The organism is Sphingomonas sp. SP5, assembly GCF_058313455.1.
In genome coordinates, this window is the sequence record NZ_JBZFLF010000005.1 from 46,391 (window position 1) to 58,864 (window position 12,474).

Annotated in this window: 12 protein-coding genes; 4 read left to right on the forward strand and 8 right to left on the reverse strand. The window is 69.5% G+C overall.

Going from position 1 to position 12,474, the window contains the following annotated elements; all coding sequences use genetic code 11:
• Positions 1–15: 15 nt before the first annotated feature.
• The 5 genes from egtD to gluQRS all read right to left on the reverse strand — a co-directional run bounded on the left by egtD (position 16) and on the right by gluQRS (position 4,057).
• The gene (gene egtD, locus AC4GY7_RS13020; protein ID WP_491114823.1) at positions 16–993 is read right to left on the reverse strand and encodes an L-histidine N(alpha)-methyltransferase; all 978 of its coding nucleotides are present in this window, start codon (positions 991–993) and stop codon (positions 16–18) included.
• Positions 994–2,250, reverse strand: a complete 1,257-nt coding sequence (gene egtB / locus AC4GY7_RS13025) for an ergothioneine biosynthesis protein EgtB (RefSeq protein WP_491114826.1) — start codon at positions 2,248–2,250, stop codon at positions 994–996. It abuts the gene before it with no gap.
• 100 nt (positions 2,251–2,350) lie between these two features.
• Entirely contained in the window at positions 2,351–2,899 is a 549-nt protein-coding gene (locus tag AC4GY7_RS13030; protein WP_491114829.1) for a cob(I)yrinic acid a,c-diamide adenosyltransferase, read from the reverse strand.
• 8 nt (positions 2,900–2,907) lie between these two features.
• Positions 2,908–3,138, reverse strand: a complete 231-nt coding sequence (locus AC4GY7_RS13035) for a twin transmembrane helix small protein (protein ID WP_491114832.1) — start codon at positions 3,136–3,138, stop codon at positions 2,908–2,910.
• 40 nt (positions 3,139–3,178) lie between these two features.
• Entirely contained in the window at positions 3,179–4,057 is an 879-nt protein-coding gene (gene gluQRS, locus AC4GY7_RS13040; RefSeq protein ID WP_491114834.1) for a tRNA glutamyl-Q(34) synthetase GluQRS, read from the reverse strand.
• A 119-nt stretch (positions 4,058–4,176) separates the two neighbouring features.
• Here gluQRS and AC4GY7_RS13045 point away from each other — a divergent pair, with 119 nt between their 5' ends.
• From AC4GY7_RS13045 to ppc, 3 genes are all read left to right on the forward strand, one after another.
• Positions 4,177–4,743, forward strand: coding sequence for an HNH endonuclease (locus tag AC4GY7_RS13045; protein WP_491114837.1), 567 nt, complete (start codon positions 4,177–4,179; stop codon positions 4,741–4,743).
• 18 nt (positions 4,744–4,761) lie between these two features.
• Positions 4,762–5,214, forward strand: coding sequence for an EF-hand domain-containing protein (locus AC4GY7_RS13050; protein WP_491114840.1), 453 nt, complete (start codon positions 4,762–4,764; stop codon positions 5,212–5,214).
• 207 nt (positions 5,215–5,421) lie between these two features.
• Positions 5,422–8,106, forward strand: a complete 2,685-nt coding sequence (gene ppc, locus AC4GY7_RS13055) for a phosphoenolpyruvate carboxylase (protein WP_491114843.1) — start codon at positions 5,422–5,424, stop codon at positions 8,104–8,106.
• Between the two features lie 126 nt (positions 8,107–8,232).
• Here ppc and AC4GY7_RS13060 read toward each other — a convergent pair whose 3' ends face one another.
• The 3 genes from AC4GY7_RS13060 to AC4GY7_RS13070 are packed head-to-tail and all read right to left on the reverse strand — an operon-like array spanning position 8,233 to position 11,257.
• Complete coding sequence (locus AC4GY7_RS13060) at positions 8,233–8,622, reverse strand: acyl-CoA thioesterase (protein ID WP_491114846.1); 390 nt, start codon at positions 8,620–8,622, stop codon at positions 8,233–8,235.
• Positions 8,619–9,221 carry a DedA family protein gene (locus AC4GY7_RS13065; protein WP_491114849.1) on the reverse strand — a complete coding sequence of 201 codons (603 nt, stop codon included), beginning with the start codon at positions 9,219–9,221 and terminating at the stop codon, positions 8,619–8,621. Before AC4GY7_RS13065 ends, AC4GY7_RS13060 begins: the two co-directional genes overlap by 4 nt.
• Positions 9,182–11,257 carry a S9 family peptidase gene (locus tag AC4GY7_RS13070; RefSeq protein WP_491114852.1) on the reverse strand — a complete coding sequence of 692 codons (2,076 nt, stop codon included), beginning with the start codon at positions 11,255–11,257 and terminating at the stop codon, positions 9,182–9,184. Before AC4GY7_RS13070 ends, AC4GY7_RS13065 begins: the two co-directional genes overlap by 40 nt.
• 168 nt (positions 11,258–11,425) lie before the next feature.
• Between AC4GY7_RS13070 and AC4GY7_RS13075 the strand changes: the two genes are divergently transcribed.
• Entirely contained in the window at positions 11,426–12,355 is a 930-nt protein-coding gene (locus AC4GY7_RS13075; RefSeq protein WP_491114855.1) for a DUF808 domain-containing protein, read from the forward strand.
• Positions 12,356–12,474 lie beyond the last annotated feature (119 nt).

The following is a 12,474-nucleotide window of genomic DNA, read 5'->3' on the forward strand; positions in this document are numbered from 1 at the left end:
TCGATCCTCCGGCAATCAGGGCGCGGGCCGCTCCGCCTGCGCCTCGGCAAGGTAGACGGAGAACAGGCCGTCCGGGTCGGTCCATTCCTTCAGCGGCGTCCACCCGCCCGAGCGCAGCAGGATGCGCGCGTCGCGCGATCCGTATTTGTGGCTGTTCTCGGTATGGATGCTCTCGCCCGCCGCCATCGCGAAGGGCCGGCCGTCGACTGTGAAATCGACCTCGCGGCGCGCGACCAGATGCATCTCGATCCGCGCGCGATCGTCGTTCCAGCGCGCCTCGTGCGCGAAAGCGTCGACGGGGATGGTCCCGTCCAGCTCGCGATTGATCCGTTCGAGCAGGTTGAGGTTGAACGCCGCGGTCACCCCCGCGGCATCGTCATAGGCGGCGACCAGCGTCGCCGGATCCTTCACCCGGTCCATGCCGATCAGCAGCATCGCGCCCTCCCCCAGCGAGGCGCGCATCGCCCGCAGCAGGTCGACCGCCATCAGCGGGATCATGTTGCCGATCGTCGATCCCGGAAAGAAGCCGAGCTTCGGCGCATCCGCCACCGCTTGCGGCAGCACCAGCGCGCGCATGAAATCCGCCTCGAACGGCAGCACCAGCAGGTTGGGAAACGCCTGCGACAGCACCCGCGACGATTCGCGCAGGAACGCGCCGGAGATATCGATCGGCACATAGGCCGATGGCTCGGTGCAGCGCAGCAGCACCGGCGTCTTGGTCGACGATCCCGATCCGAACTCGACGACGGCGCGGCCCCGGCCCGCGATCCCCGCGACCTCGGGGCAGATCGTCTCCAGGATCGCCGTCTCGGTGCGGGTCGGATAATATTCCGGCAGCGCGGTGATATCCTCGAACAGCTCCGATCCGCGGCGGTCGTAGAACCAGCGCGCCGGGATCGCGCGCGGGCGGCGTTCCAGCCCGGTCAGCACGTCGGCGCGGAACTGCGGATCGGCGAGGCCCTGCTCGCCGTCCTCGATCTCGGGCTTCAACATTCAGATGTCCTTGGCAAGGCGCACGCCGGTGAACTGCCAGCGCTGGTGCGGATAGAAGAAATTGCGGTAGCTGGCGCGCGCATGGCTGCGCGGTGTGGCGCAGCTGCCGCCGCGCAGCACGAACTGGCCGCTCATGAACTTGCCGTTATATTCGCCGACCGCGCCCTCGACCGCGCGAAAGCCGGGATAGGGGCGATAGGCGCTGCCGGTCCATTCCCATACATCGCCGAAGAAGGCGGAATCCCCCGCCGCCGCCGGACGCGGCTCGACCGGCCCGGCGCGATCCATCTGGTTGCCGCCCGCCGCGTCATGCGCCTGCGCCGCCGCTTCCCATTCGAACTCGGTCGGCAGCCGCGCGCCCGCCCAGGCGGCATAGGCATCCGCCTCGTACAGGCTGACATGCGTCACCGGCGCCGCCGGGTCGATCGGCCGCCGCCCGTCGAGCCCCATCCGCGTCCAGCCGCCGTCCCGCTCTTCCCAATAGAGCGGCGCCGTCACGCCCTCCGCCTTCACCCAGGCCCAGCCGTCCGCCAGCCAATGCCGCGGCTCGCGATAGCCGCCGTCGGCGATGAAGGCCGCCCATTCGCCGTTGGTGACGGTGCGGTCGGCGATCGCATGCGGCACCAGCAGCGCCTCGTGCCGCGGCCCCTCGCAATCGAACGCGAAGCCGTCGCCGTCATGGCCGACCGTCACGATGCCGCCCGCCCGCTCGATCCAGCGGATCGGCCCGGGCATCGCCACCGGCACCTTGGGCGCCGCCGGCCACAGCGCTGGCTCCAGCGGGTTCTCGCCGAACAGGTGGAGGATGTCGGTGACCAGCAGCTCCTGGTGCTGCTCCTCGTGGTGGCAGCCCAGCGCCACCAGCTCGCATGCCGCCGCGGGCAGGGCCGGCAGCGCCGCGATCAGCGCCGCGTCGACATGGGCGCGATAGGCGCGCACCTCGTCCAGCGTCGGCCGGGTAATCATGCCGCGGCGGTCGCGCGCATGCCGCCGCCCTTCCGCCTCGTAATAGCTGTTGAACAGGAACGGAAAGCGATCGTCGTGCAGCCGGTAATCCGGCACATGGTCGCGCAGCACGAACGTCTCGAAGAACCAGGTGGTATGCGCCAGGTGCCATTTCGCCGGCGAGGCGTCGGGCATCGACTGCACCGTCGCGTCCGCATCGGACAGCGGCGCGGCGAGCGCCAGCGTCAGTCCCCGCACCGCGCGATAGCGTTCGCCGAGCGCATGGGACGGGTCGGGGGCAAGCTTCAACACGACCTATGCTCCCCCCATCATTGATCGAGGTGAAGCGTTTGGCGGCGCAAAGGGTTGCATCCGCACCGCCCTCGGTGCGGAATCGGTCAATGGTGACGCGTCAGCGGCTGGCGCCCGGCCGCCACAGCACGTCGCCCGCGCCGCGCCCGTTCACCTCACGCGCCGCGACGAACAGCCAGTCGGACAATCGGTTGAGATAGGCGAGCGCCGCGGGGCTCAGCCCCTCGACCGCGGCGGCGCTGCGTTCGGCCCGCCGCGCGATCGCACGGGCGAGGTGCAGCGCCGCCGCCGCCGGGTCGCCGCCCGGCAGGATGAAGCTGGTCAGCGGCGCCAGATCGGCGTTCATCGCGTCGATCTCCGCCTCCAGCCGCGCCACCTGCGCCGGCACGATGCGCAGTGCGCCGTCGATGCCGGCCGGCGTCGCGATATCCGCGCCGAGGTCGAACAGGTCGTTCTGGATCACCGCCGCCCACGCCGCCGGCTTGCGGGTCCCCAGCAGGCCGATCGCCACGCCCAGCGCGCTGTTCGCCTCGTCGACGTCGCCGATCGCCGCCATGATCGGCGCCGCCTTCGACACGCGCGATCCGTCGACCAGGCCGGTCGTGCCGGCATCGCCGGTGCGGGTATAGATGCGGTTGAGCTTGACCACCCGGCGCGTCAGGTCCGCCCGGCGGCGAACAGGATCACCACCACGATCAGGATGGCGAGCGCCTGGTAGAAGATGCGCATCTGCATCATCCGGTTCGACTTCAGCGAAGCGGCGGACGGCCCTTCGCCGTTCTTCACTTGCGCATGGCTTTCCTGGAGGAAGGCGATGATGCCGCGGACCAGCGAAACCACCGTCGCCAGCATCGCCGCGATCAGCAGAATGACGAGGAAGGTGTTCATGCCGCCAATCTAGGCGTTCGCCGTCGCAAAGCCAATGGCCCTAGGCGCTCGTCGCCGCAAAGCCCAAGGGCAGCCGGCCGGCGCGCAGGCCATCGGCGAGCGCCTGTCCATCCTCGCCCGCGGCCCGCAGGTCGGCGAGTGCGGGTGCGCCGTTGCGCTTGGCCAGCCGCGTGCCGTCCGGACCGAGCAGCAGCGCATGATGGCGATAGACCGGCGTCGGCAGCCCGAGCAGCGCCTGCAGCAGCCGGTGCACGTCGGTGGCGCGCATCAGGTCGCGCCCCCGCACCACATCGGTGACGCCCTGCGCGGCATCGTCGATCGTCACCGCCAGGTGATAGCTCGCCGGCGCGTCCTTGCGCGCCAGCACGACATCGCCGAACGCCGCCGGATCGGCGACCTGCGGCCCCGCCGTCAGATCGGTCCAGCCGAGTGGCCCCGCCGCCGCCACGGCCCGATCCATCGCCAGCCGCCACGCATGCGGCACGCCCGCCGCGATCCGCCGCTCCACCTCGGCAGCGCCGAGATGCCGGCACGTTCCGGGATAGACCAACCCGTCCGGCCCATGATGCGGCGCGCTCGCACTCGCCGCGATATCCGCCCGCGTGCAGAAACACGGAAAGAGCAGCCCGCCCGCCCGCAGCGTCGCCAGCGCCGCCTCGTACATCCCGAGTCGCTGCGATTGCCGCACGACCTCCCCGTCCCAGGTCAGCCCCAGCCAGGCGAGATCCTGCATGATCCCCGCGACATGCTCCTCGCGGCTGCGCGTGCCGTCGATATCCTCGATCCGCAGCAGGAAGGTGCCGCCGGCCCCGCCCGCGGCCCCCCGCGCATGGTCATGCGCCCGGATCGCCGCATAGGCATGGCCCAGGTGCAGCGGCCCCGTCGGGCTGGGCGCGAAACGGGTGACGACGCCGGTCATCCGCCGCGCCGCCGCCGGGAGCTGACGCAGGACGCTTGACCCCGATCGTCCGGCCGTGCTGTCATACCCCCGTCACTCTCGTGGGCGACACGGCCTGCGGGTAATCCGTGGGAGGAGCCGTGTTTCATCCCGATCTGATCCGTCACCCCGACAGCTGCCCGGCGCTCGTCCTCAACGCCGACTACACGCCGCTGTCCTATTATCCCCTCAGCGTCTGGCCGTGGCAGACCGCGATCAAGGCGGTGTTCCTCGACCGGGTCGACATCGTCGCGCATTACGAGCGCGCCGTGCGCAGCCCCAATGCGGAGATCAAGCTGCCCTCCGTCATCGCGCTCAAGCAATATGTCCGCCCCTCGGCCTTTCCCGCCTTCACCCGCTTCAACCTGTTCCTGCGCGACCGCTTCGCCTGCCAATATTGCGGCGTGACGCGCGATCTCACCTTCGACCATGTCGTGCCGCGCGCGCAGGGCGGACGGACCACGTGGGAGAATGTCGTCACCGCCTGCGCGCCGTGCAACCTCAAAAAGGGCGGGCGGACCCCCAAACAGGCGCACATGCCGCTCTATATAGAGCCGATCCGGCCGACCAACTGGCAATTGCAGGAACACGGCCGCGCCTTCCCGCCCAACTATCTGCACGACACATGGCATGACTGGCTCTATTGGGACGTCGAGCTCGAGGCGTAACGACACGGGAGACAGCATGTGCGTGGCGGATTGATCGTGGCGGCGCTGGGCGGCGCGCTGCTGGCGCTGGGCGCCTGCGGCAAGCAGGAAAACTCCGCGGCAGAGGCGGACGCCACCGTCAATGCGGCCGGCTTCGTGCCGCCGGCGGTGACCAGCCGCGTCGATTTCTCCAGCGCCATGGAACGCCGCTTCCGCACGCTCGACCGCAATGGCGACGACCGGCTCGACCGCACCGAACTGCCGCGGCAGAACAGCCGCCTGATGGCGCTCGACCGCAATGGCGACGGCGAGATCAGCATGATTGAATGGAGCGAAGGCACCATCAAGCGCTTCGACCAGATGGACCTCAACCGCGACGGCACCGTCACCTCCGAAGAGGAAAAGGAATGGCGCGCCGGCCGCCGCCCCGCCCCCGCCACAACCGGCCCCGTCCTCGGCGAACCGCTGGGCAACCAGGCCGCCGAGAAATAGCCCCCATTCCTCCCCGGCACGGGGAGGGGAACCGCCCGGCGCAGCCGGGTGGTGGAGGGGGGGGATCCGCATAGGTGTCGCCCCCTCCCTCACGCCTGCGGCGTGCCACCTCCCCGTGCCGGGGAGGATCCCCGCAAAGGCTCTCCTTTCCCCCGCCCAACGCCATCCCCGGTTGACCGCGCCTCTACCGCAGCGCAGCATGGCGGCATGGCCACCGTCGATCCCGCATCCCTGCCGCCCATCGCCAACAACCCGGACGTCCGCTTCCTCGGCGCCAAGCTCGGCGACGTCATCCGCGCCTATGGCGGCGAGGCGCTGTTCGAGGCGACCGAGACGATCCGCCGCGCCTCCGTCGAGCGCCACCGCGGCCACGGCGACAGCGATGCGGTGCATCGCCAGCTGAGCGACCTCGGCCTCGACGAGACGCTCGATTTCGTGCGCGGCTTCATGCTCTTCTCGATGCTCGCCAACCTTGCCGAGGATCGCCAGGGCATCGCCGCCGAACAGGGCGCCGACGTCGCCGCCGCGCTCGCCACGCTGGAGGCGGAGGGGATCGGCCGCGATCGCGTCCAGCAGCTGCTCGCCCATGCGCTGATCGTCCCCGTGCTCACCGCCCACCCCACCGAGGTGCGGCGCAAGAGCATGATCGACCATCGCAACCGCATCGCCCAGCTGATGCAGCTGAAGGATGCCGGCCGCGAAGAGACGCCGGACGGCGACCGGGTCGAGGATGCGATCACCCGCCAGATCGCGCTGCTCTGGCAGACGCGCGTGCTGCGCCGCGAGCGATTGTATGTCACCGACGAGGTCGAAACCGCGCTCTCCTACATGCGCGACGTGTTCCTCCCCGCCCTCCCCGCGCTCTACCAGCGCTGGGACCGCGCCTTCGGAGAACGCGTGCCCAGCTTCGTGCGGCCGGGCAGCTGGATCGGCGGCGACCGTGACGGCAATCCCTTCGTCACCGCCGATTCGCTGCGCACCGCGCTCGCCCGCGCCTGCGAGACGGTGCTCGGCTTCTATCTCGACGCGGTGCATGCGCTGGGCGCCGAACTGTCGATCTCGACCCAGCACGTCCCCGTCGACGCCGCGGTCGAGGCGCTGGCGGCGGCAAGCGGCGACACCGCCGAAAGCCGTTCGGACGAGCCCTATCGCCGCGCGCTGTCGGGCATCTACGCGCGTCTTGCCGCAACCCACCAGGCGCTGACCGGCAAGCCCGCCGCCCGCCCCGGCCATCTCACCGGCGATCCCTATCCCGATCCGCAGGCCTTCCGCGCCGATCTCGTCGCCATCGCCCATGGCCTGTCCGCCGCCGGGGCGCTCAAGACCGGCGGCGCGCTCGGCCGCCTCATCCGCGCGGTCGAGACGTTCGGCTTCCACCTCGCGACGCTCGACCTGCGCCAGAACAGCGCCGTGCATGAGCGCGTCGTCGCGGAACTCCTGAAGACCGCCGGGGTCGAGGACGATTACCTGGCGCTCGACGAGGCGGCGCGGGTCACGCTGCTCCGCCGCGAACTCGCCAACGCCCGCCCCCTCGCCAGCCGCTTCACCACCTATTCGGACGAAACCGATTCCGAACTGAAGATCGTCCTCGCCGCGGCGGAGGCGCATGCCAAATACGGCCCGGCGTGCATCACCAACTATATAGTCTCGATGGCGCAGTCGGTGTCCGACCTGCTCGAGATCAACCTGCTGCTGAAGGAGGTCGGCCTCTACCGTGCGGGCGATCCGGCGACCGCCGCGATCATGGCGGTGCCGCTGTTCGAAACCGTCGGCGACCTCGAAGCCGCGCCGGGCATCATGACCGACTGGTTCGCCCTGCCCGAGATCGCCGCCATCGCGCGGGGGCGCGGGCATCAGGAGGTGATGATCGGCTATTCAGACAGCAACAAGGACGGCGGTTACCTCACCTCCACCTGGCAGCTGTCCAAGGCATCGACCGCCTTGAAGCCGGTGTTCGAGGCGGCGGGCGTCGGCATGCAGCTGTTCCACGGCCGCGGCGGCGCGGTCGGCCGCGGCGGCGGCTCGGCCTTCGCGGCGATCCGCGCGCAGCCCGCCGGCACCGTGCAGGGCCGCATCCGCATCACCGAACAGGGCGAGGTGATCGCCGCCAAATACGGCACCCGCGACAGCGCGATGACCAACCTCGAAGCGATCGCGTCCGCGACATTGCTCGCCAGCCTCGAACCCGAACGGCTGTCCAATACGGAGAACACGCAATTCGCCGGCGCGATGGATCGGCTGTCCGACACCGCCTTCCATGCCTATCGCGACCTCGTCTACGGCACGGAGGGCTTCCGCACCTTCTTCCGCCAGATGACGCCGATCGGCGAGATCGCCGGGCTCAAGATCGGCAGCCGCCCGGCGAGCCGCAAGAAATCGGATGCGATCGAGGATCTGCGCGCCATCCCCTGGGTGTTCAGCTGGGCGCAGGCGCGGGTGATGCTGCCCGGCTGGTACGGCGTCGGCCAGGCGCTCGCCGGCTTCGAGGACAAGGCGCTGCTCAAGGAGATGGCAGAGGGCTGGCCGCTGTTCGCCGCCACCCTCGCCAACATGGAGATGGTGCTCGCCAAGTCGGACATCGAGATCGCCGGCCACTACGCCCAGCTGGTCGAGGACGAACGCCTGCGCGAGGCTATCTTCACCCGCATCCGCGACGGCTGGCACCAGACCCACGACGGCCTGCTGGCGATCACCGGCCAGTCGCGCCTGCTCGAAAAGCATCCCGCGCTGGAAGCCTCGATCCGCCTCCGTTTGCCCTATATCGAACCGCTCAACCTCCTCCAGATCGAACTCATGAAGCGCCACCGCGCCGGCGAAGACGACCCCCGCATCGGCGAAGGCATCCTCCTGTCGATCAACGCCGTGGCGACGGCGCTGAGGAACAGCGGGTAATGCAAATCCTCCCCGCTCTGCGGGAAGGGGGACCGCTCGGCGCAGCCGAGTGGTGGAGGGGCAGCCACAGGCCACAGTCTTGCTTGGCTGCCCCTCCGCCCCGCCTCTGCGGAGCAGGGGAGGATGTTAGGACAAGAACGGCGCCGCCACCTCCGGCCGCACGCGCAGCAACCGCCCGGTCGCGCGGTCGAGCAGCGCCCAGGTCGTCACCGCCTCCACCTTCACCCGGCCATCCGCGCCGGTGAAGCGGACGTGCCGGTCGAAGCGCGCGCCCTTGGGCGGTTCCGGCACCCAGGTTTCGCCGGTCACGCTCTCGCCGGCGGCGACATTGCCGCGGTAATCGATCGCATGCCGGGTCACGACCCAGACGAAGGCATCGCGCTGCTCGGGCGGCGCCACCGCCTGCCAATGCGCCACCGCGATGTCCTGGATCCAGCGCACCCACACCGCATTGTTGACGTGGCCCAGCTCGTCGATGTCGTCCGGCCCGGCGGTGATCGTCAGCGTGAAGCTCATGCCCGTCGCCTCCTCCACCAGCGGAAGCCCGCAAAGCCCAGCCCCAGCACCAGCGCCGCCAGCGCCACCCACAGCCACTGCCGCCCGTGCGGGCGATAGCGGCCGAGCAGTTCGGCGATGCCCGTCCCGAACACATAGCCGAGGCTGGTGAACAGCACCGCCCAGATGCACGCCGCCACCGCGTTGATCCACAGGAAGGTGCGGGTCGGCACATGGCTGGTGCCGATCGCGATCGGGCTGACGGTCCGCAGGCCGTAGAGGAAGCGGAAGGCGAAGATGAAGCCGGTCGGATGCCGCTCCAGCGTCCTCAGCGCCTTGGCGAACGCGGGTTTTCCCTGCGCCCGCTGCACCCAGCGCGTGGCGCGGAAGCGGCGCCCGGCTGCGAAGAACGCCTGGTCCGCGACGAACGACCCCGCCGCCGCCGCGATCATCGCGCCGGGCAGCGACAGCATCCCCTCATGCGCGAACAGGCCGCCAGCGAGCACCATCGTCTCGCCTTCCAGCCCGGCGCCCAGGAACACCGCGGCAAGCCCGTATTGGGCGATCAGCGTCTCGATGCTCAGGCGTCGATTCCCATTTGCCCCAATCCCATCTGCCAAAGCACGAACGCATGCTCCTCCGCCGCCTCGCGCAAGCTTTCGAACCGCCCCGACTTGCCGCCGTGCCCTGCGCCCATGTTGGTCTTGAGCAGCAGCAGGTTATCGTCGGTCTTGGTCGCGCGCAGCTTCGCCGCCCATTTCGCCGGCTCCCAATAGGTCACGCGCGGGTCGTTGAGCCCGCCCGAGATGAACATCGGCGGATAGGCCTGCGCGACGACATTGTCGTACGGGCTGTAGCTGCGGATCAGCTCGAACGCCGCCTGGTCCTCGATCGGGTTGCCCCATTCCGGCCATTCGCCGGGCGTCAGCGGCAGGTCGGCGTCCAGCATCGTGTTGAGCACGTCGACGAACGGCACGTCGGCGATCACCGCACCCCACAATTCGGGGTCCGAATTGACCACCGCGCCCATCAGCTCGCCGCCCGCCGATCGGCCCGCGGTGGCGATCCGCCCGGCGCTGGTCCAGCCCGCCTCGATCAGCCCCCTGGCGACATCGACGAAGTCGTTGAACGTGTTGGTACGCTTTTCGAGCTTGCCGTCGTGATACCATTGCTGGCCCAGATCGTCGCCGCCGCGGATATGCGCGATGGCATAGGCGAAGCCGCGATCGAGCAGCGACAGGCGCCCGGTCGAGAAGCCCGGCGGGATCGCATAGCCGTAAGCGCCATAGGCGTAGAGGAACAGCGGCTGCGAGCCGTCCCGCTTGAAGCCCGCCGGATAGACGATCGACACCGGCACCTCGGTGCCGTCGCGCGCGGTGACCTTCAGCCGCTCGGTGCGATAGCTCGCCGCATCGTAGCCGGCAGGGATTTCCTGCACCTTCAGCACGGCAAGGTCGCCGCTCGCCACGTCGTAATCGTACACCGTCCCCGGCGTGACCATCGATTCATAGCCGAGACGCAGCGTCGCCACGTCATATTCGGGATTGTCGCCGAGCCCCGCGGCATAGCTCGCCTCCGGAAAGGTGATCCGCCGGGGCACGGTCGGTGCGTCGTAGCGGTGGATCGCGATCTGATCGAGTCCGTCGAGCCGGCCTTCGACGACGAAGAAGTCGCGGTAGCATTCCACCCCGGTCATGTAGAAGTGCGGGTCCGCCGGGATCAGCTCCCGCCAGTCGTCGGGCGCGTCGATGCTGGCGGTGCACAGCCGCCACATCGGATCGGTGTCGTTGGTGTGGATGAACAAGGTGCCGTCATGCGCATCGACGTCATATTCACGGCCGGGCTTGCGCGGCGCCACCAGGATCGGCGTCGCCAGCGGATCGTTCGCCGGCAGCAGCCGCACTTCGCTCGTCACATGGTCGCCGGTGCCGATCACGATCCACTGTCGGTCGCTCGTCTCCGCGACGGCGACGCGATAGCCCTCGTCATCCTCGTGGAACAGCTCGACATCCTCGCTCACCGGCGTGCCGAGCCGGTGGAAACGGGCATTGTCCGTCCGCCACTGGTCATTGGCGAGGCCGTAGAGGAAGCCCGCATCGTCGCTGGTCCAGACGATGTCGGACAGCATGCCCGGAATGACCTCGGGCCAATGCTCGCCCGTGTCGAGGTTCTTCACCCGCACCTCGAAGCGCTCGGCACCGCTGTCGTCGATCGCATAGGCGAGCTGGCGCCCGTCGTTGCTGACCGCAAAGGCACCCAGCCGGAAATATTCCTTGCCCTCGGCCAGCGCCGGCTCGTCGAGCAGCAGCTGGTCGTCGCCCCCGGCAACAGGCTTGCGCCACCATTTGCGATACTGGCCGCCGGTTTCGTAGGCGGTCCAGTAGATCCAGTCGCCGTCCTTCTGCGGCACGGAGGATTCGTCCTCCTTGATCCGCGCCTTCATCTCTTCGTACAGCCGGTCGACCAGCGGCCGGTGCGGCGCCATCACCGCCTCGAAATAGGCGTTCTCCGCCTCCAGATAGGCGAGCACGTCGGGATCGTCGACCTCGGGATAGTTCGGATCCTTCAGCCAGGCATACGGGTCCTCGATCGCCACGCCATGCGCGGTGAAGCTGTAGGGACGGCGGTCGGCGACGGGAGGCATGGGGTCGGTCATCGACCTGCCTTAGAACAGGATGGGAGGGGATGGGAAACGGTCTTGGCCCGTTCTCCCACATCCGCGATCGCCGAGGGTGTGGGGCAGCAACACGCCAGCAACATCTCGCCGGTTGAACCCGCGCCCCGCCCCCGCCATGCATATTGCGCATAACAAAGGGGAACATGCATGGCCGGCGGACTGGTCGCCCTGCTCGACGATATCGCGGCGATGGCGAAACTCGCCGCCGCCAGCCTGGACGACGTCGCCGGCGCCGCCGGGCGCGCCGGGGCCAAGGCGGCCGGCGTCGTGATCGACGATACTGCGGTCACCCCGACCTATGTCGTCGGCCTCAGCCCGGCGCGCGAACTGCCGATCATCTGGAAGATCGCGCGCGGCTCCCTGCGCAACAAGCTCCTGTTCCTGCTGCCCGCCGCGCTGGTGCTGAGCGCGCTCGCGCCCTGGGCGATCACGCCCATCCTGATGGCGGGCGGCGCCTTCCTCTGCTTCGAGGCGGCGGAAAAGATCATCGGCGCGCTCACCGGCCATGGCCATGGCGAGGCGGCCGCCGCGGTGGCCGATGCCGCGGAGCTGGAGGAGCGGCAGGTGTCGGGCGCGATCCGTACCGACCTGATCCTGTCGGGCGAGATCATGGCGATCGCGCTCGGCGAACTCGCCGATCAAAGCCTGGTCAACCAGGCGATCGCGCTCGCCCTCGTCGGCGTCGCGATCACCGCCGGCGTCTACGGCATCGTCGCGCTGATCGTGAAGATGGACGATATCGGCCTGCATCTCGCCCGCCGCCCCGGATCGGGCGCGCAGGCGTTCGGCCGCGGCCTGGTCGCGGCGATGCCGCGGGTGCTTTCCGCACTGTCGCTGATCGGCACCGCGGCGATGGTCTGGGTCGGCGGCGGCATCATCGTCCACGGCCTGGAGGCGTTCGGCGTGGCGGCGCTCCCCCACGCCATCCACCACACCGCGGAGGCCTCGGCGCAGGCCGTGGGCGTGCTGCCGGGCGTCGTCGCCTGGATCGTCGGTGCCGTGGGATCGGGCATCGTCGGGCTCGTCGTCGGCGGCGTCATCGCGGGCGCCCTCCACCTCGTTCCGCGCAGGCACTGACGGATCGCCGCGAAGGGAAACTGTCCTACACGTGCCGGTCATGCCATGACCCCACTCGGCTTGGCGCCGGCCCGGCGCTATGAGTGCAGAACACATGCCTGCGTGTGACTTTTGTGACT

Coding starts and splice junctions, on each gene's coding strand:
- AC4GY7_RS13070 (WP_491114852.1), bottom strand. CDS start 11,257: ATGACCGACCCCATGCCTCCCGTCGCCGACCGCCGTCCCTACAGCTTC.
- gluQRS (WP_491114834.1), bottom strand. CDS start 4,057: ATGACCGGCGTCGTCACCCGTTTCGCGCCCAGCCCGACGGGGCCGCTG.
- egtD (WP_491114823.1), bottom strand. CDS start 993: ATGTTGAAGCCCGAGATCGAGGACGGCGAGCAGGGCCTCGCCGATCCG.
- ppc (WP_491114843.1), top strand. CDS start 5,422: ATGGCCACCGTCGATCCCGCATCCCTGCCGCCCATCGCCAACAACCCG.
- AC4GY7_RS13035 (WP_491114832.1), bottom strand. CDS start 3,138: ATGAACACCTTCCTCGTCATTCTGCTGATCGCGGCGATGCTGGCGACG.
- AC4GY7_RS13075 (WP_491114855.1), top strand. CDS start 11,426: ATGGCCGGCGGACTGGTCGCCCTGCTCGACGATATCGCGGCGATGGCG.
- AC4GY7_RS13060 (WP_491114846.1), bottom strand. CDS start 8,622: ATGAGCTTCACGCTGACGATCACCGCCGGGCCGGACGACATCGACGAG.